Source organism: Yoonia maricola, from assembly GCF_002797915.1.
Lineage (GTDB): Bacteria > Pseudomonadota > Alphaproteobacteria > Rhodobacterales > Rhodobacteraceae > Yoonia > Yoonia maricola.
The window spans coordinates 48,416-69,815 of record NZ_PGTY01000001.1; the positions used below are offsets into that span (position 1 = coordinate 48,416).

General features: G+C 57.7%; 18 protein-coding genes. 10 read left to right on the forward strand and 8 right to left on the reverse strand.

The features are described from left to right. Nucleotides 1-63 precede the first annotated feature (63 nt). Nucleotides 64-654: a thiamine diphosphokinase gene (locus BC777_RS00315; protein WP_245834085.1), complete on the forward strand. Its 591-nt coding sequence runs from the start codon at nt 64-66 to the stop codon at nt 652-654. Here BC777_RS00315 and BC777_RS00320 read toward each other — a convergent pair. Beyond that, entirely contained in the window at nt 596-1,507 is a 912-nt protein-coding gene (locus tag BC777_RS00320; RefSeq protein WP_100366188.1) for a DMT family transporter, read from the reverse strand. The genes BC777_RS00315 and BC777_RS00320 overlap by 59 nt on opposite strands. Nucleotides 1,508-1,621: 114 nt before the next feature. Beyond that, nucleotides 1,622-2,995 carry an L-serine ammonia-lyase gene (locus BC777_RS00325; RefSeq protein WP_100366189.1) on the reverse strand — a complete coding sequence of 458 codons (1,374 nt, stop codon included), beginning with the start codon at nt 2,993-2,995 and terminating at the stop codon, nt 1,622-1,624. Between the two features lie 280 nt (nt 2,996-3,275). On the opposite strand from BC777_RS00325, the gene rpiA reads away from it, so the two are divergent. The 6 genes from rpiA (at nt 3,276) to BC777_RS00355 (ending at nt 9,783) form a co-directional block, all read left to right on the forward strand. Next, nucleotides 3,276-4,064 carry a ribose-5-phosphate isomerase RpiA gene (rpiA, locus tag BC777_RS00330; protein WP_100366190.1) on the forward strand — a complete coding sequence of 263 codons (789 nt, stop codon included), beginning with the start codon at nt 3,276-3,278 and terminating at the stop codon, nt 4,062-4,064. Nucleotides 4,065-4,074: 10 nt separating this feature from the next. Then, nucleotides 4,075-4,527, forward strand: coding sequence for a PH domain-containing protein (locus BC777_RS00335; protein WP_100366191.1), 453 nt, complete (start codon nt 4,075-4,077; stop codon nt 4,525-4,527). Next, nucleotides 4,524-5,960, forward strand: a complete 1,437-nt coding sequence (locus tag BC777_RS00340) for an FAD-dependent oxidoreductase (RefSeq protein WP_100366192.1) — start codon at nt 4,524-4,526, stop codon at nt 5,958-5,960. Before BC777_RS00335 ends, BC777_RS00340 begins: the two co-directional genes overlap by 4 nt. Nucleotides 5,961-6,038: 78 nt before the next feature. Beyond that, nucleotides 6,039-7,181, forward strand: a complete 1,143-nt coding sequence (hflK, locus tag BC777_RS00345) for an FtsH protease activity modulator HflK (protein WP_100366193.1) — start codon at nt 6,039-6,041, stop codon at nt 7,179-7,181. Beyond that, on the forward strand, nt 7,181-8,059 hold the full coding sequence (gene hflC, locus BC777_RS00350) for a protease modulator HflC (protein WP_100366194.1): 879 nt from the start codon (nt 7,181-7,183) through the stop codon (nt 8,057-8,059). Before hflK ends, hflC begins: the two co-directional genes overlap by 1 nt. A gap of 338 nt (nt 8,060-8,397) precedes the next feature. Further along, nucleotides 8,398-9,783 (forward strand): Do family serine endopeptidase, encoded by a 1,386-nt coding sequence (locus tag BC777_RS00355; RefSeq protein ID WP_245834239.1) that lies wholly within the window; start codon nt 8,398-8,400, stop codon nt 9,781-9,783. Between the two features lie 147 nt (nt 9,784-9,930). Here the strand turns inward: BC777_RS00355 and BC777_RS00360 are convergent, their stop codons facing one another. From BC777_RS00360 to BC777_RS00370, 3 genes are read right to left on the reverse strand one after another with little or no spacing between them, the layout of a single operon-like run. Continuing rightward, nucleotides 9,931-10,314, reverse strand: coding sequence for a GFA family protein (locus BC777_RS00360; protein WP_211095309.1), 384 nt, complete (start codon nt 10,312-10,314; stop codon nt 9,931-9,933). 9 nt (nt 10,315-10,323) lie between these two features. Continuing rightward, nucleotides 10,324-12,417 carry a TRAP transporter permease gene (locus tag BC777_RS00365; RefSeq protein ID WP_100366196.1) on the reverse strand — a complete coding sequence of 698 codons (2,094 nt, stop codon included), beginning with the start codon at nt 12,415-12,417 and terminating at the stop codon, nt 10,324-10,326. 57 nt (nt 12,418-12,474) lie between these two features. Next, nucleotides 12,475-13,482 carry a TAXI family TRAP transporter solute-binding subunit gene (locus BC777_RS00370; RefSeq protein WP_100366197.1) on the reverse strand — a complete coding sequence of 336 codons (1,008 nt, stop codon included), beginning with the start codon at nt 13,480-13,482 and terminating at the stop codon, nt 12,475-12,477. 183 nt (nt 13,483-13,665) lie between these two features. On the opposite strand from BC777_RS00370, the gene BC777_RS00375 reads away from it, so the two are divergent. Both BC777_RS00375 and BC777_RS00380 read left to right on the forward strand, forming a co-directional pair. Continuing rightward, entirely contained in the window at nt 13,666-13,989 is a 324-nt protein-coding gene (locus BC777_RS00375) for a 2Fe-2S iron-sulfur cluster-binding protein (RefSeq protein WP_100366198.1), read from the forward strand. A gap of 26 nt (nt 13,990-14,015) precedes the next feature. Further along, entirely contained in the window at nt 14,016-14,684 is a 669-nt protein-coding gene (locus BC777_RS00380; protein ID WP_100366199.1) for an FG-GAP repeat domain-containing protein, read from the forward strand. Here the strand turns inward: BC777_RS00380 and BC777_RS00385 are convergent. Next, the gene (locus tag BC777_RS00385) at nt 14,681-15,442 is read right to left on the reverse strand and encodes an adenosylcobinamide-GDP ribazoletransferase (RefSeq protein WP_245834088.1); all 762 of its coding nucleotides are present in this window, start codon (nt 15,440-15,442) and stop codon (nt 14,681-14,683) included. The two genes, BC777_RS00380 and BC777_RS00385, sit on opposite strands and share 4 nt — an antisense overlap. 77 nt (nt 15,443-15,519) lie before the next feature. Here BC777_RS00385 and cobT point away from each other — a divergent pair, with 77 nt between their 5' ends. Beyond that, nucleotides 15,520-16,530, forward strand: a complete 1,011-nt coding sequence (gene cobT / locus BC777_RS00390; RefSeq protein WP_100366200.1) for a nicotinate-nucleotide--dimethylbenzimidazole phosphoribosyltransferase — start codon at nt 15,520-15,522, stop codon at nt 16,528-16,530. Here the strand turns inward: cobT and BC777_RS00395 are convergent. Together BC777_RS00395 and BC777_RS00400 are read right to left on the reverse strand one after the other, a co-directional pair. After that, nucleotides 16,527-18,407 (reverse strand): cation:proton antiporter domain-containing protein, encoded by a 1,881-nt coding sequence (locus BC777_RS00395; protein ID WP_100366201.1) that lies wholly within the window; start codon nt 18,405-18,407, stop codon nt 16,527-16,529. The genes cobT and BC777_RS00395 overlap by 4 nt on opposite strands. A gap of 136 nt (nt 18,408-18,543) precedes the next feature. Next, nucleotides 18,544-21,321 carry a hypothetical protein gene (locus BC777_RS00400; protein ID WP_100366202.1) on the reverse strand — a complete coding sequence of 926 codons (2,778 nt, stop codon included), beginning with the start codon at nt 21,319-21,321 and terminating at the stop codon, nt 18,544-18,546. Between the last annotated feature and the right edge of the window lie 79 nt (nt 21,322-21,400).

The window sequence follows — 21,400 nt, forward strand, 5'->3', positions numbered from 1 at the left end:
ATTGTTTCAAGTCATAAATCGCTCTGTCTTGTGGGCGGCGGACCGATTGAAAATGAGGCAATTGTGGCAATCTGGTCTCAAGTAGAGGCTTTTGTCGGTGTTGATAGCGGGGCGGATCACCTTTTGGCGGCCAGCGTCACGCCTGCGGCGGTCATTGGCGATCTGGACAGCCTCTCGGATCACGCCCGCACCACATTTGCCGACATTCTGCACGAGGTGCCCGAACAATCGACGACGGATTTTGAAAAAGCGCTGGTGCGTGTTGCGGCGCCTTTGATCTTCGGACTGGGGTTCACCGGCGCACGGTTGGACCATACGCTTTCGGTGCTCAACGTCATCGCGCAGTATCCGCAGAAAGCCGTGATCCTGATTGATGCAGATGATGCAAGTTTTCTGGCCAGGATGGGACAGACCACCTTTCAAGCGGCGCAGGGCACGCGGGTGTCGATTATGCCCTTGGGCACGGCCACGGTCACAGCCGCGGGTCTGCAATGGCCATTCACACGGACGGTAATGACGCCAAACGGGTTTACCAGTCCGTCCAATGTTGCGCTGGGCGGTAAAGTTACGATTGAAACAGACGGGCCCGTCCTGATCACACTGCCGCGGGCGCTTTTGTCGATTGCTGCGCAAGCCGCCGTTCGCGCAGGATGATATAAAGACCAGCACCCACTGTGATGCAAATGCCGATAGCGGCTATCCCATTGGGCAAATCGTGAAAGATCAGCCAGCCAATGGCGGTCCCAAAGGGGATCTCAAGATATTGCATCGGGGCAAGGGTCGAAGCTGGGGCAAACCGCAGGCTCCATGTCATAAACAAATGCGCAAAGGTGCCAATCAGCCCAAGCGCCGCCAGGAACCCCCACGTCTGGCCATCATACTGAAATGACACCGCACCAAATTGGGCAGGCCATAGGGCGACCACCAAAACCAATATCAGCGTCGCCTGTACACCGCTGATCGCTTGCAGCTTAATCGGATCAAGCGCGCGGGCCACCTTGCGGGTCACCATCATAAACAGGGCAAAGACCACAGCCACCCCCAATGGCAGCAAAGCAGGATAACCAACCGCTACGAAATTCGGTTGAATGACCAAAAGGGTGCCAATAAACCCCACGCTGCAGGCGACCATACGATGCAGCCCAACATGCTCTCCCATCACGAAATGGCCCAGCAGCAGCATGATAAAAGGCATCACAAAGGCAATCGCAAGCGCATCGGCCAAGGGCAGATAACGCAAGGCGCTGAACATCAATCCAATCCCCAGAATATGCAGCACGGTGCGCATAAGCGTCCATGCCAGAATACCGGGCGGTAAGCGAAACCCCATCCCCCCAAGGGCGACCAAAGGCAGCAAAATAACGGCCTGCACTCCAAAACGGACTAGGATCAACACATTCAGTGCGACAACGCCGCCCAACAGCTTTGCAATACTGTCACCCAAAGGGGCCAGCACACAAAAGGCCAGCATCAACATCACACCAAGAAAAGGTCTGTCGGTCGTCATACGATCACCCTAAGCGGCGATCACCCAAGCAGCAATCATGCCCAACCCCCAATCTTCATCTTGGCCCGAAAACTCCCGCCGGAGGCATCGGAATTATCTGCCGTGCACCGCACGTCAGCAATTGGGCACATTCACGGCCAAACCACCCAAGGCGGTTTCTTTGTATTTCTCGCTCATATCCACACCGGTTTGGCGCATCGTCTCAATCGCGACATCCAGCGATACCAGATGCACGCCATCTCCCCGCAAAGCCAAAGACGCCGCAGAAACAGCCTTGATCGCGCCCAGCCCATTGCGCTCAATGCACGGCACCTGCACCAACCCTTTCACCGGATCGCAGGTCATGCCTAAATGATGCTCCAGCGCAATTTCGGCCGCGTTTTCAATCTGCTCCGGGGTTCCGCCAAGAACGGCCGCAAGGCCGGCTGCGGCCATCGCAGCGGCACTGCCCACCTCGGCCTGACAGCCGCATTCCGCCCCGGAAATTGATGCGTTATACTTGATCAACCCGCCAATGGCGGCGGCGGTCAGCAAAAACTCCGGCACACGGGCCATTGTCGCCCCCGGCACATGATCCAGCCAATAGCGGATTGTGGCCGGGATAACGCCTGCGGCTCCATTTGTCGGTGCTGTGACCACTTGGCCGCCTGCCGCATTCTCTTCATTCACGGCCATCGCATAGGTGGACATAAAGTCATTAATTGTATGTGGGGCGGTTAGGTTCATGCCCCGCTCGGCCTGCAACGCGTCATAAATCCCCTTCGCGCGCCTGCGCACATGCAGGCCACCCGGCAAAATACCTTCGGTTTCCAGACCACGGGTAATGCAATTGTTCATCACCTCCCAAATCCGGGCCAAGCCGCGGTCAAGGTCGGCGCCGGGCATGCGCGATAGCTCATTGGTGCGCTTCATCTCGGCGATGCTCTTGCCAGACATATCGGCCATATCCAGCATCTCTTGAGCGGTATGGAACGGGAAAGGGACTGGCGCGCCGGTGTCACTGTCCTTGCCTGCGGCCAGTTCTGCTTCGGTCAACACGAACCCGCCGCCAATCGAATAATAGGTCACCTGCGTGATGACATCGCCTTGGCGGTCGGTCCCGCGCAGGATCATCCCGTTGGCATGGCCGGGCAAGGCGGGGCCATAGTCAAAGATCAGATCATCCTTTGGATGAAACATCAACGCGCCCAGCCCGTCGGGCTGCACCGTATGTTCCGTTTCAATCCGGGCCAATTCCGCTTCGGCCTTCGCCGCGTCGTAGTCATCGGCCCGCATGCCTGCAAGACCAAGGATCACGGCACGATCCGTGGCATGACCCACACCGGTAAAGGCCAGACTACCATGTAAAGATGCCTGCACGCCGGCCACCTCAAAAGGCTGCGCGCGCAAATGATCCAGAAACCGGGCGGCGGCCACCATCGGACCAATTGTATGGGACGATGACGGTCCGACACCTACCTTGAACGTATCAAAGACGGATAGAAACATATTAAAGCACCGCTCCTTTTAAGGGATGACAGCTTAAGGGGGCCGCGCGTTGCGCGCGTGCCAACGCCAGTCTGGTGCAAAATGATGTATGATCAGGGCGCAGGGTTTGGGTCATGCGCTATGGGTATCCGAAGGATGCACTGTTCTGCTTGTCAAATACGACGTTTCAGCATGGAAAAACCACGCGCCACATGGTTGGTTGCGCTAACGTCAATTGGGGCCTCGCACCCCGCTGTGTTCTTGCCTATAACCACCCTGTAGTATTTTTAGGAGTGGTTTGATGTCGCGTGAAATGTCCCCTATCGAAAAGGCCAAATTTGTTGCGGCCAAACAAGCGACCGAGCATGTTGAAAGCGGCATGAAAGTGGGGCTGGGCACAGGCTCCACAGCCGAATGGTTCGTGCAATGTCTGGGCGAAATGGCGCGCGAAGAGGGGCTCAAGATCAAAGGGGTACCCACCTCCAAGCGCACCGGGCTGCTTGCGCAAAAAGTGGGTATTGAGGTGATCACGCTGGAAGAGGCCAAGTGGCTCGATGTGACAATCGATGGCACGGATGAATACGACAGCGACCTGACCCTGATCAAAGGCGGCGGCGGCGCGCATCTGCGTGAAAAAGTGGTGGCCACGGCCAGCGAACGTATGATCGTGATCGCAGACGCCAGCAAAAAGGTCGAAGCGCTGGGCGCCTTTCCTTTACCGGTTGAGGTGATCCCATTTGGTCTGCCTGTGACCCAAGGACTGATCGAGGAAACACTGATTGGTATGGATGTATTGGGGCGCGAGGTCACTTTGCGCATGAAAGGGGATGTCCCCTTTGTGACAGATGAGGGCAATTTTATCCTTGATCTGCACCTCAAACGGATCGCCAATCCGCGCCAGCTAAGCCTTGTGATCAACCAAATCCCCGGCGTGGTTGAAAACGGTTTGTTCATCGACATTTGCGATGCGGTCATCGTGGGCCACGGCGACGGGCGGGTTACAACGCGTGATATCACTGACAATACGGCAAATGTTGTGCGTTTTGATGTGCTTGACGATGATAATATCTTTGCCGATGTTGCGGATTGATCTCTAGGCAATGGAATTCAAACGCACCCAGCGCCAGCACTTCTTTATCGTCCTGAACTTCGTGTTGCTGTCTTGGCTGTGGTACAGCTTCTTCACCTCCGAAAGCTTGCTTGAAAAGGTGATCGGCGTGTTGTGCGGGGTCTGGGCTGCTGTGATTGCCTTTAACTATTTGCGTGCCAAAAATCTGGGGCGGCTGGATGATGACGGTCTTACGCTAGAGCGTCCGTTTCGCACGGTGTCTTTTAAATGGAACGCGTTGCAATGGGCCAGCATGGGGGACGAACGGCGCGCCTTGGTTTTTGCCTACCGGCATCAAAGTGACGTGAAAGATCGTTACGTCGGTTGTGGCCGCAAGATTCTGACCCCAGATGCTATTGACGCGATTGTCGCAGCGGTCAATGCCGCGCGACCTGATCTACCATCCGGCCCGCCTGAGGCTGCCACGAACGGAGTGACCACATGACTTTTGACTACGATCTTTTCGTCATTGGTGGCGGCTCTGGCGGTGTGCGCGCTGCGCGCGTTGCGTCGGCCACAGGGGCTAAAGTGGCGCTCGCCGAAGAATACCGCATGGGCGGCACATGTGTGATCAGGGGCTGCGTGCCCAAAAAGCTGATGGTCTTTGCGTCGGGCTATTCCGAGATGTTCGACGATGCCCGTGCTTACGGATGGGATGTGCAGGATGGCCCATTTGATTGGCCAAAGTTCAGCACCAAGCTGAATACCGAACTCGACCGGTTAGAGGGGATTTACCGCAAGCTGCTGGACGGATCCAATGTCGAAATCGTGGATGCCCGCGCCACGGTGAAAGACCCGCATACAGTCACACTTTCCACCGGCAAAGACGTGACGGCCAAACATATCCTTGTGGCCACGGGCGGCCGCCCGGTCATCCCCGACATGCCGGGGGCAGAATTGGGCATCACCTCGAACGAGATTTTCCAGCTCAAGGAAATGCCAAAATCTATCTTGATTATCGGCGGCGGTTATATCGCGTCGGAATTTGCAGGTATCCTCAATGGGCTTGGCGTCAAAGTGACCCAATTCTACCGTGGCGCACAAATCCTGCGGGGGTTTGATGATGAGGCGCGCGGCCTCGTCGCAGAAGGCATGCGAGCCAAAGGCGTCGATCTTCATTTGGGCACCAACATCGTCGAGATGCGCGAAGCCACAGATGCTGATCTTGAAGGTGCATCACATGGTGTCCCGATGGAGGGCGGACGCCCCGTTGCCATGTCCGGGGCCGGGACCGGCAAAGGTATCTGGGTCAAGGCGACCAACGGGACAGAGCAGGTCTTTGATCAGGTCATGTTCGCAACAGGCCGCGCACCAAACACCGACGACATGGGGCTGCAAGCCACCGGTGTCGAAGTGGGGCGGCGGGGTGAGATCATGGTCGATGAATACAGCCAGACGGCGGTACCTTCGATCTATGCCATCGGCGATGTGACCAATCGGGTGCAGTTGACGCCGGTTGCGATCCGCGAAGGGATGGCCTTTGTTGAAACCGTCTTTAAGGGCAATCCAACTCCGGTTGATCACGCGCTGATCCCATCGGCTGTCTTCACGCAGCCTGAACTGGGTACTGTGGGCCTGACCGAAGAGGAAGCACGCGACATCGAACCGGTCGAAATTTACTGCACCAGCTTCAAACCAATGAACCATGCTTTCGCCGGACGTGATGACAGGGTGTTAATGAAACTTGTGGTCAGCATCGCAACCCGAAAGGTGCTAGGTTGTCATATCGTCGCAGATCATGCTGGCGAAATGATTCAATTGGCAGGGATTGCAGTTAAGATGGGGGCCACAAAGGAAGATTTTGACCGTACGGTTGCAGTTCACCCCACGATGGCCGAAGAACTGGTGACAATGAAGGAACCGATGCGCACCGCTTGATTTCGACAGATCAAGCCACACATGGCATTGGGAGAGCCCGCGATGGTGGGGTATCGCTGAAAGGAAGCATAGGAAACAATGGCAGGAAATAACGGTGGCCCTTGGGGCGGCGGTGGAAACAACGGCTCTGGCGGCAAAAATGACGATGACCGCGATAGTGGTGGTCGCAGACCAGGCAATGACGGTCCGAACATTCCCGAGATTGATGAACTGGTTAATAAAGGCCGTGAACAGCTACGTGTGCTGATGGGCGGCGGCGGCAATGGCAGTGGTGGATCCTCTGGCAGTGGCGGCGGCGGCCCGCAGGTGACGCGCGGTATGGTGGGGCTTGGTTTTGCCGCGGCTTTCATCGGGTGGCTTGCGGCGTCTTTCTACACAGTGCGTCCCGAAGAAAACTCGGTCGAGCTTTTCTTGGGCGAATTTCTTGCCGTGGGTGAGCCGGGTTTGAACTTTGCACCTTGGCCATTGGTCACGCGCGAAGTCATCGCAGTAACAACGGAACGCAACATCGACATCGGCACCAGCCGGTCCGGGATGGATGCAGGTCTTATGCTGACCGGTGACGAAAACATCGTGGACATTGATTTTCAGGTTGTCTGGAACATCACCGATCCGCAAACCTATCTCTTCAACCTCGCCGATCCGCCTCAAACAATCGAAGCAACCGCCGAGTCCGCAATGCGCGAGATTATTTCACAGTCCGAACTGGCCCCAATCCTCAACCGGGACCGTGGTGCGATTGCTGACCGACTGGCCGATCTGATCCAAAGCACATTGGACAGCTACGATTCAGGGGTGAACATCATCCGTGTCAACTTTGACAAGGCCGACCCGCCCGAACCCGTTATCGCCTCGTTCCGCGCCGTTCAGGATGCCGAACAGGAACGTGACCGGGTGCAAAACGTGGCTGACGCCTACGCCAACCAGGTGGTTGCCGAAGCGCGTGGTGAAGCCGCCCAAATCCTTGAACAAGCCGAAGGGTATCGGGCCCGCGTGGTGAACGAAGCGACAGGTGAAGCAAGCCGTTTCCTTGCCGTCTTGGGAGAGTACGAACAAGCGCCAGAGGTCACACGCAAGCGCCTCTATCTGGAAACAATGGAAAGCGTCCTTGGCGGCGTTGACATCATCTTGCTGGACGAAGGCCAAGGGGGCGGGCAGGGCGTTGTGCCATATCTGCCGCTCAATGAGCTACGTCGCAATACAACTGAGGGGACAAACTAATGCGTAAGTCAGCATTCCTTCTACCCGCAGTTGCGGTCGTTATCATCGGCATCATGTCCTCACTTTTCATTGTGGATGAACGTGAAAAGGCGCTGGTGCTCCAGTTCGGTCAGATCGTGAAAGTGCAGGAAGAACCCGGTCTGGGGTTCAAAATCCCGCTGATCCAAGAGGTCGTACGCTATGACGACCGTATCCTTAGCCGTGATCTGGAACCTCTCGAGGTGACACCATCAGATGACCGCCGTTTGGTTGTCGATGCATTCGCCCGCTACCGCATCGCAGATGTCGAACAGTTCCGCCGCGCCGTCGGTGTCGGCGGGGAAGAGGCGGCGGCGCGCCGTCTTGACAGTATTCTGCGCGCTGAAACGCGCGAGGTTCTGGGTTCGGTTTCCTCGAACGATATTTTGTCGGTGGATCGTGCGGGTTTGATGCTGCGTATCCGTAACGAGGCGATTACCCAGGCGCGTGCACTTGGCTTGCAGGTGATCGACGTGCGCCTGAAGCGGACCGATCTGCCACCTGAAAACCTCAACGCCACATACGAACGGATGAAGGCGGAACGTGACCGGGAAGCCGCAGATGAACGCGCGCGTGGTAACGAAGCCGCCCAGCGTATTCGTGCGGGTGCAGATCGTACCGTGATCGAACTAGTGTCAGAAGCACAGCGCGAAAGCCAGATCATTCAGGGTGAGGCTGATGCGCAGCGCAACGAAATCTTTGCATCTGCATTCGGTCGCGACCCGGAGTTCTTTGAATTCTACCGTTCAATGACGGCCTATCAGCGTTCTCTGCGGCCGGGTAACTCGACCATGGTCCTGTCACCTGACAATGACTTCTTCAACTTCTTGAAGTCCGATCAGGGCCGCAACGCAGACTAAGCGACCAAAAATCTGTCATGCAAAGGGCCAGCCATCCGGTTGGCCCTTTTGCGTTGCGGTCCCGAAGCAAAGATTACTTGTTGACCGGTGGGCGCCGCACAACCCATACACCGCCATTCACGTCCTGTTGAGCATAAAAGAGCGAAGTTTGCGTTGCGCTGTCGGCGTACTACATAGATCATCAGGAAAAAGAGAACGGGTCAGCAGCGCTGCCCGCCCATGTCCAAGACAAAGGAGATTTGCCCGTGAAAGCCAAGGCAATCGCAATTCAACAAGACCAACAGCGCCTTCGCCGTTTGGTCGCAGCACTCGTGACAACACTGGTTATAGCCTTCGCCATGGTGCTGGCACAGGTGACACCGGTCAACGCACAGTCGCGCCCCACAACCTTCGCCGACCTGGCCGAACAGGTCAGCCCTTCGGTTGTGAATATTACCACAAGTACAACAGTCGCCGGACGTACAGGGCCACAGGGGTTGGTACCTGAAGGGTCCCCGTTCGAGGATTTCTTCAACGATCTGGAACGCGGCCCCGGTCAAGGTACACAGCGCTCTTCGGCGCTCGGATCTGGTTTTGTGATTTCTGCGGATGGCTACATCGTCACAAATAATCACGTCATCGACGGCGCGGATGAGATCCTGATCGAATTCTACCCCGGCGGTGAACCCGCTGTGCCTGCCGAACTGATCGGCACGGACCCCAACACAGATATCGCCGTTCTGAAAGTTGATCTTGAAGACCTGCCCTTTGTGGAATTCGGCGACAGCACTGCTGTCGGCTCCCGCGTGGGTGATTGGGTGATGGCAATGGGTAACCCATTGGGTCAGGGGTTCTCAGTCTCGGCCGGTATTGTATCGGCGCGTGATCGTGCGCTTTCTGGCACCTATGACGACTATATCCAGACAGATGCCGCGATTAACCGCGGCAACTCGGGCGGACCACTTTTTAACATGGATGGTAAAGTGATCGGCGTGAACACGGCGATCCTGTCGCCCAACGGCGGCTCTATCGGCATCGGCTTCGCAATGTCTTCGGCTGTTGTAACCAACGTGGTTGATCAACTGATCGAGTTCGGCGAAACCCGCCGCGGCTGGCTGGGCGTGCGCATTCAGGATGTAACGCCTGATATGGTGGACGCGATCGAAGGGCTTGATCTGGCCCGTGGTGCACTGGTCACTGACGTGCCTGCTGGTCCCGCCGAAAACGCCGGCATGCTGGCCGGTGATGTGATCCTCAACTTCGATAGTACAGAGATTGAAGATACCCGTGAATTGGTGCGGATCGTCGGGAACTCACCCGTTGGCAAAGAGGTCCCCGTGGCCGTTCTGCGCGATGGTGAAATGGAAGACCTGATCGTCGTTTTGGGGCGCCGCGAGACATCTGAAGCGGTGGCTTTCCCTGCCTCAACCGAAGAAGAAGCGCCGGAGCAGTCGGAAATTCTGGGCCTTACATTGTCCTCGATCACGCCGGAACTGACCGATCAGTTCTCGCTGACGGTAGAGACCGGTTTGGTGATCACAGGTATCAACCCCGATTCCGAGGCCGCATCCAAGGGTCTGATCGAAGGTGACGTGATCACCGAAGCAGGGCAGGAGGCCGTTACTTCGGTTTCTGATCTAGAAGAGCGGATCGAAGCGGCCACAGAGGCCGGACGCAGATCCCTTCTGCTGCTGGTACGTCGCGGCGGTGATCCGCGCTTTGTGGCACTTGTTCTGGAAGAGTAGAACAGCGTCATTGATGTTTTTTTACAAAGGCGGTCCCAGCGGGGCCGCCTTTTTTCTTGGCCTTGTGTGTTCATGGAACGGTCTTCTACGCGGCACCGTTGTGATGCCTCCGGCGGAAGTTTGATTGGACATAGAAAAGACGAGTTTTCAGCGCTCGTTCTGCGGTAAGCCATCGGTGATATCGTAGTAGTCACCTTTTTCGCTGACATAGATATGCCGCGCCAGTTTCGTGCCTGTCGGCGTATCAAAGGCTCCCATGGCCACGCCCGTCCAATCCTGAAATACGGGGTCCCAGAACAACGTTGATCCGCAGGTTTTGCAAAATCCACGCCGGACTTTTTGCGATGACTGATACCAGCCAACATGCGCCTCGCCGCTGACTTGTAACGCCGTGCGGGGAACATCAACCGATGCTTCGTAATGGCCGGAATGTTTGCGGCACTCGGTGCAATGGCAGGCGCTTATCTCTGGCAGCTCACCCGTGATTGTGAATGTAACCGCACTGCAAAGGCAGCTTCCGCGATGTATCATGTTGTGTCCCTAGGCTGGTGCAGTCTGGTGCAACTGTCGCGCATTCAGGGCCAAAAGCACAAGCACCACGGCCGCCCCGCCGATATGCACGACCATAGGCGCAGGCCAAATGCAGGCTGCCCCGGCAAACCCTGCGATGATCCGCATGACCGGGTTTAGCGGCGCTTCCATACAGCCCTGTAGCGCGCCTGCAAGCCCATAGATGCCAACCACCCCAAACGCAAAGATCACGATCATCGCGCCCCAATCGCCCGACAGGAACGGGGTATAGGCCATCATCAAGGGCACGATATAAAGACCTTTCGCCAACTTCCAGCTGGCAAAGCCGGTCGCCATCGCAGGGGCCTTGGCAATCGCGGCTGCCGTAAATGCAGCCAATGCAACAGGCGGTGTCACGTTGCTGTCTTGGCTCAGCCAGAAGATAATCATATGCGCCGACAGGATTGCCGCGACTGTCACGTCTTGCGGCACAACCAGATCGCGCAAGGGTGCTGCCACTTCCAATGGAAGTGCGCGTATGATGGCTGTCGCGCTTTCAGTTGTCAGTGGTCCGGTCAGCACCGATGGGTCCGGCACGCCAAACATCAGCACCGCATTGCCCGCGTCGCCCAATGTGCCTGCCGCTAATGCCTCAATCACAAAACGGTCCGCGATCATCCCTGCAAGGGCAGGGGCCGAAAGCGTGGCGAGGACGATATAGGCCGCCGTGACAGGCAACCCCATGCCCAACACAAGGCTGGCAATCGCGACCATCACGATAGCGATCAGCAGGTTGCCCCCGGCCCAATCCGCGATCATCAGGCTGAAGGTGTTCCCGATCCCTGCCGTGGCGATCACGTTAACAACAAGACCCACCGCGCACAGCAGAACAGCCGTCATAATCATGCCCTTGGTGCCCATCACCAGTGCCTCAAACACAGCGCGCGGGCCCATCGGGTTTTGGGTCAGCCAGCTGGACGCGATCACCGCCAAGATACCAAATACGGCGGCATAGGCCGGCGTAAAGCCCGATACAAGCATCGCGATCAACCCCCCGATAGGGATCACAAAACTCGCGCCACCTTTCTTAAAAGCCGATCCAACAGTCTCGCCATCGCTTTCCATCGGTGGCAGGCCTAAACGGCGCGCTTCGATCCGCACGAAAAAAACCACAGACAGAAAGTAGAGCAGTGCAGGGAGTGCCGCCACTGCAACGATGGTTTCGTAGGGAATTTGCGTAAAGCTCGCCATCACAAAGGCACCCGCGCCCATAATTGGAGGCATCAACTGCCCCCCCGTCGAAGACGCCGCCTCGACCCCGCCAGCGAATTTGGGGGGAAAGCCTGCCTTCTTCATCAAAGGGATCGTAATCACACCCGTGGATGCAGTATTTGCCACAGCCGATCCTGAAATCGTGCCCGTCAGACCAGAGGCGATGACAGCCACAATCCCCGGTCCACCCACCAAACGCCCCGCTATGGCGCGGGCGATATTGATAACAAAATCGCCAGCGCCCGAGCGCAGCAGGAACGCACCAAAGATGATGAACAGGAACACGAAGGTTGATGATATCCGCGCAATCGTGCCGAACATTGCATCGTCCCCAAAGATCGACCGGAACGCGATGGATTCCCAACTCAGCCCCGGAAAGGAAAACACCCCGCCAATCAACTGACCCCACCAGCCGACATAGGAAATCGCAATCACGATCAGGCAGGGGATCACCCATCCCGTCAACCGCCGCGTCAACTCAATAGCGCCAACGATACAAATCACAGAGGCTGCCCAGTCAAGGGGCGAGAATTTGACGTCACGGTCGTAGATGCCTTGTTCGGCAAAGGGCAGATAGATCGCTGCCGCGGCGACAAGGATGCCAAGGGTTAAATCAAATGCCAGCATCGGTTTGCTGCGTGTCTTGCCCTTGATAAGCGGATGGAGGATGGCGGCAAGAAAAGCGAAGCCCGCAAAGTGATAGGCATTGCGATGGAATTCGGAAATGATCGGGTCAAAGGCCACGTAGATGTGCCCAACCGCAATCAGAAAACACAGTATGGCAAGGGCAGTATTGGTCAGTCCGGTGAAGTCGCGTTGCGCTGCTGCCTCGACAGGGGTTTCATCAGACATATGCGTCCCCTCAATTGCAAAACGACCCGCACCGTATCGGATGCGGGCCGCAGTATTTTAGTTTGCGATCAGACGCTCAGGGATCTCGATCCCTTGCTCTTGATAAAACCGTGCCGCACCGGGGTGCAGGGGTACGGGCAAGCCAGCAATTGCAGCTTCCAGCGCCATGGCCTTTGTGGCCGGGTGAATCGCCTGCAAGAAGGGCAGGTTTTCATAGATCGTCTTGGTAATCTGATAGACGTTTTCTTCTGGCAGATCCGCATGTGTCGCAAGGAAATTTGGCTGCGCGATTGTGTTGATGTCTTCAGTCTGGCCCGGATAAGTGCCGGCCTCGATCACATAACGCGTCCACAATCCACGGTCGCCGTCGGCCATGGCCAGTTGTTCATCTGTAAAATCAAGCATGGTGACACCATCACCGGCCGCTGCCATGAGCTGGCTGATTGCGCCTGTTGGAACACCGGCAGGTGTGCTGATCCCCTTGACCTGACCGTTTTGAAGCGCCTCAGCCGACGGGCCGTAGCCTGCGAACACAAGCTCATAGTCGGTTTCGATATCCACACCAAAGCCCGCCATGATGGTCCTGTTCGACCCGATCGTACCAGAATTCTGACGACCCAAGGCCATGCCTTCCCCTGTCAATGCGACCATGTCCTCGATGGTGCCGGTGGTCGCAACATCAGAGGATACGACAAACTGCTCGACGTTCTGCCACAGCATGGTGACCGAGCGTAGATGCTCTTGCGGTTCATCCACTGGGCCGGTGCCGGTCGCCGCATAGTAGCCGAACAGACCTTGCAGAATACCAAACTGCGCTTCCCCTTCACGGATCAGCCGGACATTTTCGCCTGACCCGGCAGAGCTGATGGCAGACATGCCGATGCTTTGGCTCGGCTCAAGCTTGACTTTCACCAATGTCGAAAGAGCCACGCCAACCGGATAATAGGTACCGCCGGTTGATGCGGTGGCAAGGATATAGCTGGCTTCTTCGGCCTCTTGTGCCTGTGCAACTGGTGCGGCGGCGACAAGACTGGCCGCCAGAACGGCCTTTGATAGATAATGCATAGAACTCTCCCAATTTTCGGGCCTCCCCGACCCAACGTATGCGAAGGTTAGGCCTTCCGGCGCAAGAGTCCACAGTGTACCAAGCTGTTAGCGCCTGACATCACAACATTTGGGGTGGCGAGGACGAAAAACCTGCACTACTTAGTTTCCCAACCAGTATATCTTGAAAGAGGACAAACACTGATGGCCAAGATCACTTATGTCGAACATGGCGGCAAAGAACATGTTGTTGATGTCGCCAACGGGCTGACCGTGATGGAAGGCGCACGCGACAATGGCATTCCGGGGATCGAGGCTGATTGCGGCGGCGCCTGCGCGTGTTCGACATGCCACGTTTATGTGGATGACGCGTGGGTTGGAAAGCTGCCGGCCAAGGATGCCATGGAAGAAGATATGCTGGATTTTGCATATGAACCTGATCCCGCAAAATCGCGCCTGACCTGCCAGTTGAAAGTAACGGATGATCTGGACGGGCTGCGTGTGCAGATGCCGGAAAAGCAGATTTGATATGCACTATTGCATGGGTGGCCGTCATGGCCACCTCTGCCTGCGCCGAAACCATTGTCTCGGCGGAATATACATCCCCCACAGATCGCTATGCGCACGGTGTTTTGGGCGATGCGATTGAATGGGGTGAATTGCAGATCACGACAGATGCGGACCTGCACCGTTTCGTGCTGCCCCAAGACCGCGTGTTTGAAGATATAGCCCCGCGCCTTGCCGACGTGGACAGGGATGGTACGCCAGAGGTGGTTGTTGTTGAAACCCTTGCCAGCGCAGGCGCCCAGATAGCGATTTATGATGAGACGGGCAAAATCGCGGCGACCCCGCATATTGGCCAGACAAACCGCTGGCTTGCGCCCATTGGGGTCGCCGACCTTGATGGCGATGGCGTGATTGAAATCGCCTATATCGACCGCCCGCATCTGGCGAAAACCTTACGCGTCTGGCGCTTTGCCGATGGCGCCCTGACACCCGTCGCGGACCTACCCGGTCTGACCAATCACCGTATCGGCGAACGCGATATCGGTGGCGGCATCCGTGATTGTGGGCAAGGACCCGAGTTGGTGACCGCCAATGCCGATTGGACCAAGGTGATGGTAACAACTCTGGAGAACGGCCAGTTGCAGACCCGCGCAATCGGAACACATGTTGACCGCAGCTCATTCGACATCGCATTGGCTTGCGACACGCTGCCCTAGGTGATCATTGCCACAATTGCGATCAACACAGCAATTTCCGTGATTTGTTGGGTAGCCCCCAAAATATCGCCCGTCTGCCCGCCAATCTTTGCACGGGCCACCAAAACACAACCTAAAGTAGTTAAAATTGTAACGATGATTACCCATGGGTAACCTGCAAGCAGGGTAAAACCAGCGGCGATAGCCAACGCCAGCCACACCGTTGCACCAGCAGGGCGGCCCACGTTCCGGCTTAACCCGCCGTCACGGGCATTGGGCAAAATGGCCATGACCATCACCATACTTGCCCGGCTGACCGCCCCTGCGGTGATGAAGGCGGCCCAATAGGCCCCAGCCGACACAATCACTACCAAAGCCAGCCAACGGATCAGCAAGGACAGGGCAATCGCGCAAACGCCATACACCCCGATATGGCTGTCTTTCATAATCGCCAAGCGGTGCGCCTTGTCCCAACCGCCCCAAAGACCGTCGGCACTATCGGCCAACCCATCTTCATGCATCGCTCCGGTTATGACGACCGATCCTGCCAGCACCAACCCGGCGGCGATCCCCGACGGGATACCAATCCAAGCCATCAGCGCTGCCGCCGATGCCATGATAACGCCCAAGGCAACGCCGACCAACGGATAGGCCCAAGCGGACGCAGCACCCCGATCCATCGCGCGGCCACTATCGACCACGATGGGCAAGCGTGTCAGCAAACCCAGTGCAGCGGGTAGATCAACCCGGTCAATCAAAGCATTGTCGTGTTTGTACAAAATGCGTCCTTCCGGGGTCTTTCCATCGCCGCTGCGTGCTTTAAACAAGACAAAGAATTGACCGCAGAGAGGACGCGATGCAAGCGCCATTTACCAGCCTGTCCACCTTCCGCGATGCCTTGGCAGCCGCCCCCGGACCAGATGCCGCCGCAACGCAAGGCGCGCAAGACCGCAACGGACAGCTGACCAAACCACCCGGCGCGCTGGGCCGGTTAGAGGATCTGGCAATCTGGTACGCAGGTTGGCGCGGTGATGCGCAGCCGCAGATCACGGCGCCTCAGGTGATCGTCTTTGCAGGCAACCATGGCGTTTGTGCGCAAGGGGTGTCGGCCTTCCCGTCGGAGGTAACGATGCAAATGGTCGCGAATTTTGAACATGGCGGGGCAGCGATCAACCAATTGTCCAAAACCTTCGGGGCCAAGATGGATGTCTACCCGCTATCGCTTGATACCCCGACCGCCGACTTCACGACAGCCCCCGCGATGACCGAAGAGGAATTCACCCGCGCCCTGCAAACCGGCTGGAACGCTGTCGATCCTGAAACTGACCTGCTGGTCACAGGCGAAATGGGGATCGGTAACACGACCTCAGCCGCCGCTGTTGCCGCCGCCGTCCTTGGCGGTGATGCAGCCGATTGGACGGGGCGCGGTACAGGGGTGGATGATGCCGGTCTGGCACGCAAAACGGATGTGGTGGGGCGCGGGCTTGCCTTGCACGCAACCTCTGATCCGCTTGAGGCATTACGCTGTCTGGGCGGTCGCGAACTGGCCGCGATGGCTGGTGCGATTGCTGCTGCACGCCACCACCGCATTCCTGTGATCCTTGATGGGTTTATCTGCTGTGCCGCTGCTGCGGCGCTACATAAGGCCGTTGATGGTGCTTTGGATCACGCGGTTGCAGGGCACCTGAGCGCCGAAGGCGCACATCAGCGCATGCTGGACGCACTTGGCAAAGAGCCGCTCTTGCGCCTTGGTTTGCGTCTGGGTGAAGGCTCTGGTGCGGCGCTTGCGATTGGGGTGCTGAAAGGCGCTGTTGCATGTCACTCTGGCATGGCTACTTTTGCCGAAGCAGGGGTGAGCGACGGCTAGGACGCGTCTTTTCTCGTCTCGTTCGCCTGTTGGCGCGCGGTCAGTTCCATCTCAAGCTCACTGTTGAGTTTACGCGCCCGCGCCACATATTCCGGGACGTCCGTAATTGGCACACCGGGTCGCCATAACGCCGCCAACTCAAGCAATGCGGTGCGGTCATGCTGATAGAAGGCCTGTTCCAGCTCCGCCGCCTCAAATTCGCTTAGACCAAGGTTTTCCAGCGCATAGCGTCCCGCGCGCAGTGAGCTGTCAAACATCTCGCGCACGATGTCATCTGCGCCTGCGTCATAAAGTTCGTGCACATGAATACGGTCGCGGGCGCGGGCGATGATATGTAAATCAGGCCGGGCCTTGCGGGCATAGCGGACCAGTTTGTTGCCCGCTTCGCGATCATCCACCGCAACCACCAACACGCGCGCGTCTTCCAGCCCGGCGGCGCTTAGCAGATCGGGGCGCGTGGGGTCACCAAAGAACCCGCGAAAGCCGAACTTACGCATCATCTGAACTGTGCTTAGATCGTTGTCGACCACGACGGTCTCAAAACCTGCACTCCGTACCAGCCGATTGACGATCTGACCAAACCGCCCGATGCCTGCGATGATGACAGTGCCTTGCTCATCGACCTCATCATGTTCGGTCTCATCGGTGTCGCCCATGCGCTTGATGATCATCTCATAGATGATGAACATAAGCGGTGTGATCAGCATCGACAGGGCCGTGACCAGCAAAAGTTGACTGGCCAGGCTGCCATCCAGCACCCCTTGTTGCAGCGAAAAGGAGATCAGGACAAAGCCAAATTCACCCGCCTGCGCCAGACCAAGCGTAAAGAGCCAGCGATCCTTCTTATGCAGCTTGAACAGCAAGGCAAGACCAAAGAGGATCACACCCTTGATCCCCATCACTGCAATCGCAAGCCCAATAATCCGGGCAGGTTCACCAAACAGCAGTGCAAAATCAATGCCAGCGCCTACGGTGATAAAGAACAGTCCCAGAAGCAGCCCTTTGAACGGGGCAAGGTCACTTTCCAACTCATGCCGAAATTCCGAGTTGGCCAGGACAACCCCGGCCAGGAAGGTGCCCAAGGCGGGGGAGAGGCCCACCATCGTCATCAGCACAGCAGTCGCCACAACCATCAAGAGCGCCAGTGCGGTATACATTTCGCGCAGCCGCGCGTGATGAATATAGCGGAACACCGGGCGCGTGAGAAAAACGCCAGCGAGAATAACAACAGCAACCGCCCCAAGCGTGACCAGTGTAACGCCCCATCCGGGCAAGCCTTCAACAAGGCTTAGGGCTGCGTGATGATCATCCTCATGTGCCACAGCACGCACGACTGATCCGTCATTGGCAAGGGTGGCCACTGCGGGAACGGCCAGCAAGGGCAAAAGTGCGAGCATCGGGATCACCGCGATGTCTTGTGCCAGAAGGACCGAAAAAGTGGACCGCCCGCCGCCAGTCTGCATCAACCCTTTCTCGGTCAGTGTCTGCAAAACAATGGCGGTCGAAGACAGGGCAAAGATCATCCCAATGGCGATTGCAGTCGACAGGGGATAACCCATCGCAAGGCTGCCTGCGGTGATCGCCGCCATCGTGAGCAGGATCTGCATACCGCCCAGCCCCAGCAACCGTTGGCGCATGTTCCAAAGTGCGCGCGGTTCAAGCTCAAGCCCGATCAGAAACAGCATCATGACAACGCCAAATTCAGCAAAATGCTGCAGGTCCTGTGTTTCCGACCCGACCAGCCCGGTGACTGGCCCAATCACGATGCCCGCCAGCAGATAACCCAGAACAGACCCAAGCCCCAGCCGCGCGGCCAGCGGCACTGCGATGACCGCAGCACCCAGATAAATCGTTGCCTGCAAAAGAAAACTGTCCATGCCGCCCTTGCGAACCTACCCGGTGGTTGCGCTGCTTCTAACGCAATTTCATGACGATTAATCTAACGGGTCTTGGTGGGTGCGAAAGAAATAAATGGCAAGACATGGCAATCCCATTGCTGGATGAATTGCATTACTAGCCTTCAGGCACTTCCAACGCATATGTGCGCCCGCGTTTGACGTAGTTCAGCGCGTCTTCCCCAATGGCGGTAACCTGCCCGCCATCCAGTGCGCTACCAACTTCGACCCTGACATAGCGTCCATTACTCAGCCGGACGAGGGCGCGGCGGGCGTTGGCGCGTCCATAGACGCCGATCAGGTTGATTTCGCGCAGGCGGATCGCGTCTTCTTGAGTCGCGGCACGGGCGACGCCACCGGGCACGGGTTCAAAGTTCTGCGGTGGCACGGGTGCTGCCGCAGCGACAGGGGCTGTTGTGGTAACAGGCGCTGCAGATGCGATGGCAGGGACTTGCGCGCGTGCCTGTGCGGCGGCGACGACAGTGCCAAAATTCGCGGGTCGTCCATTTGGCCTTGGCGACAAGACCACGGCAAGTGCGGTGCTGTTGTCAAAGCGCAGGGTTGCGTCATCGGTTTCGATCCCCGCGATGATGTCGGTGATATCAGGCGTGCCGGGGTCCACATTGGGCGACAGACCTTGCGGGCGCAAACGGGGGCGCAGATCAACGATAGCGCCGTCTTCGACGATCGCGGGGTCAAGTGCTATGGCACCATTCTCTTGCAGCTCCAACGTATTCAGACCGACACCGCCGGGTGTCGGAGTGTTGGCATTTTCGCCTTCGGGGGTGGCCTCTGCGATAGCGGCCGCTATCGTTTCAGCCGTGTCTTCTGCGGGTGCGGGCAATTGTGCATTTGCCGGACGCAGTGGCGTGGCATAATCGGGGCGTCCGGCGATGATGATCACGCCTTCTGGGGCAGGGGCCAAGAGCGCCATACGGTCCAGATCAGCCTGATCCAGCGTGGGTCTTGGCGTGATCGCCAGATCAGGCAGACCGGCGAAAACCACTGCCCCTTCCGGTGTCACTGTGCCTTCTTCGGTGGCCAGAATAAAACCGTCCTCATCTCGCGGGAAGACCACTTCTGGTGCCGGCGGGTTTGATGGCGCGATAAAGCTCAGGTCCGTGTCCAGACCAGTCAGTGGCGGCACCTCAGGTTGTGCAATCCGCTCTGGTGGGGTGACAACGGCGGGCGGTTGGAAGGCCAGCGGTATCGTCCCGGAGGGTGTATCAACAAAGCGGGGTGCGCGCAGCCAGACGCCGGTGGTGTTGTAGATGCGCGCGGCCTCGTCGGGGCTGACGACCTGACCACGCAGCACTGGCGCGCCAATGCTGGCTTGTGCAGTTTCGGGCGGTTGCGGTGGGGCAGGTGGGGCCTGCACGGGGGACATCGGCGCATCTGCCGCCTGCACGGTAAGCGTGCGTGGCGGTGTAACCGCCGGTGTTGTGGCCTCTGTCGTCGTAAAGTCTGGCAGTGTCGTTGGCGCTGCGTCAGCAACGCTGAACCCCGTAATGTCGATGATCGGAATGGCGAGGCCGGGTTCCAATGCGGGTTCTGGTGCAGGTTCTGGCGCAGGGACGGCGGCAACTGGCGCAGGCGTTTCCGGCAGGGCCGCGACAGTTTCAACCGGGGTGACGGTGATGACCTCTGGTGTGGTCTGCTGTGACCAGATCACGCCACCAATCAGCAAGGCACCCGCAGCGACAGAGGCTGCGATCAGCGCGGGTTTGTGGCGGTTGACGGGCTTTTGCGGTGCAGGTTTGCGGTCGGTTGCGGCCCCCAGTTTGGGCGTGGCAGCAGGTGTGCTGCCTGCAACGGCCACCAAAGCAGGCTTGGCCATCTTTGGCTGGCCGGAGTGATATTCTGTGATAACCGGATCGAGAAGTGCCAGCGTGGCAAAGACCGGGTTTGCGGGGATCAGCAGTTCTTTTGGCTCTGCCAGTGGTGCGGCAGGTGTCGGGACGTGATACGCCGCCGGGACGCGGTCTATCCAAATGGTTTGACGTGGTGCGACCTCAGCCTCAGTGGGTGTTGGGGCTGAGACTTGCTCTGGTTCGGAAATTTCCGGAACATGATGTTCTGCCGGGATAAGGTCCACCCAAATGGCTTGACGCGGGGGTGCCTCCGCTATGATGGCAGTCTCAGTCTCAGTCTCAGTCTCAGTCTCAGTCTCAGTCTCAGTCTCAGTCTCAGTCTCAGTCTCAGTCTCAGTCTCAGTCTCAGTCTCAGGTGCTACGCCGGCTTCCTTTTCAACCGCGGCCTGAGGTACGCGTTCTCCTGATAAGAGCGCGGCAAGATCATCCTTATAGACGTCTTCTTGCACTTCTTCGGGTAGATCAAAAACCAAGAGCCGCGACTTGATCCGCGTACCGACAACCATCACGGGCAGATCATCCCGCTCGATCAGCGCGTCAGGGCCCACAATGCTGCGGGCCATGTCCGTGGGGCCAAAGAAGACCTCTTTTTGAAACGTGAACGGTTCGGGGACTGCAACGAAAGCGACCGGCTGAAACCCATAGCCTGCGGCAAAGGCCTCTGCCTCGCGCAGGGTTTCACGGGCGACGGCTGCGATATGCGTGCGCCCGCCGAATTTTTCGCTGTCGATCACCAGTTCATCAAGGGCGTAAGGGGTGGCCCCTTCTAGCGCGTCATGGATATCCTGCGTGCTTTTCATGGTACCATCAAGCGCCATGTATTTGATCTGATCCATGGGAATGATCAGTTTTGTGCGCAGCCCATCGGGGACAATCGCCAGCGCTTTTTCGCGCAATGCCTTCAGATCATCTGCCAGCGTTTCACTGTCTACATCTGCCGTGCCAACGCGCCGCCATCCGCGCGGCACACGGTGCAGCAACTCTATGCCGTCAAACGACAGTTTTAACGCAAAGTTGGTGATCATACGCACGCTCTAGCATGTTGGTCCCACAGGGCAAAACGCGTTTTACCCTTGGATCGAAAGCCTATAGCAGAAACCCGCC

What these genes read in the sequence shown, in the direction of transcription:
- BC777_RS00320 (WP_100366188.1), bottom strand. Translation starts at nt 1,507, where the DNA reads ATGACGACCGACAGACCTTTTCTTGGTGTGATGTTGATGCTGGCCTTT.
- BC777_RS00325 (WP_100366189.1), bottom strand. Translation starts at nt 2,995, where the DNA reads ATGTTTCTATCCGTCTTTGATACGTTCAAGGTAGGTGTCGGACCGTCA.
- rpiA (WP_100366190.1), top strand. Translation starts at nt 3,276, where the DNA reads ATGTCGCGTGAAATGTCCCCTATCGAAAAGGCCAAATTTGTTGCGGCC.
- BC777_RS00335 (WP_100366191.1), top strand. Translation starts at nt 4,075, where the DNA reads ATGGAATTCAAACGCACCCAGCGCCAGCACTTCTTTATCGTCCTGAAC.
- BC777_RS00340 (WP_100366192.1), top strand. Translation starts at nt 4,524, where the DNA reads ATGACTTTTGACTACGATCTTTTCGTCATTGGTGGCGGCTCTGGCGGT.
- hflK (WP_100366193.1), top strand. Translation starts at nt 6,039, where the DNA reads ATGGCAGGAAATAACGGTGGCCCTTGGGGCGGCGGTGGAAACAACGGC.
- hflC (WP_100366194.1), top strand. Translation starts at nt 7,181, where the DNA reads ATGCGTAAGTCAGCATTCCTTCTACCCGCAGTTGCGGTCGTTATCATC.
- BC777_RS00355 (WP_245834239.1), top strand. Translation starts at nt 8,398, where the DNA reads ATGGTGCTGGCACAGGTGACACCGGTCAACGCACAGTCGCGCCCCACA.
- BC777_RS00360 (WP_211095309.1), bottom strand. Translation starts at nt 10,314, where the DNA reads ATGATACATCGCGGAAGCTGCCTTTGCAGTGCGGTTACATTCACAATC.
- BC777_RS00365 (WP_100366196.1), bottom strand. Translation starts at nt 12,417, where the DNA reads ATGTCTGATGAAACCCCTGTCGAGGCAGCAGCGCAACGCGACTTCACC.
- BC777_RS00370 (WP_100366197.1), bottom strand. Translation starts at nt 13,482, where the DNA reads ATGCATTATCTATCAAAGGCCGTTCTGGCGGCCAGTCTTGTCGCCGCC.
- BC777_RS00375 (WP_100366198.1), top strand. Translation starts at nt 13,666, where the DNA reads ATGGCCAAGATCACTTATGTCGAACATGGCGGCAAAGAACATGTTGTT.
- BC777_RS00380 (WP_100366199.1), top strand. Translation starts at nt 14,016, where the DNA reads ATGGCCACCTCTGCCTGCGCCGAAACCATTGTCTCGGCGGAATATACA.
- cobT (WP_100366200.1), top strand. Translation starts at nt 15,520, where the DNA reads ATGCAAGCGCCATTTACCAGCCTGTCCACCTTCCGCGATGCCTTGGCA.
- BC777_RS00395 (WP_100366201.1), bottom strand. Translation starts at nt 18,407, where the DNA reads ATGGACAGTTTTCTTTTGCAGGCAACGATTTATCTGGGTGCTGCGGTC.
- BC777_RS00400 (WP_100366202.1), bottom strand. Translation starts at nt 21,321, where the DNA reads ATGATCACCAACTTTGCGTTAAAACTGTCGTTTGACGGCATAGAGTTG.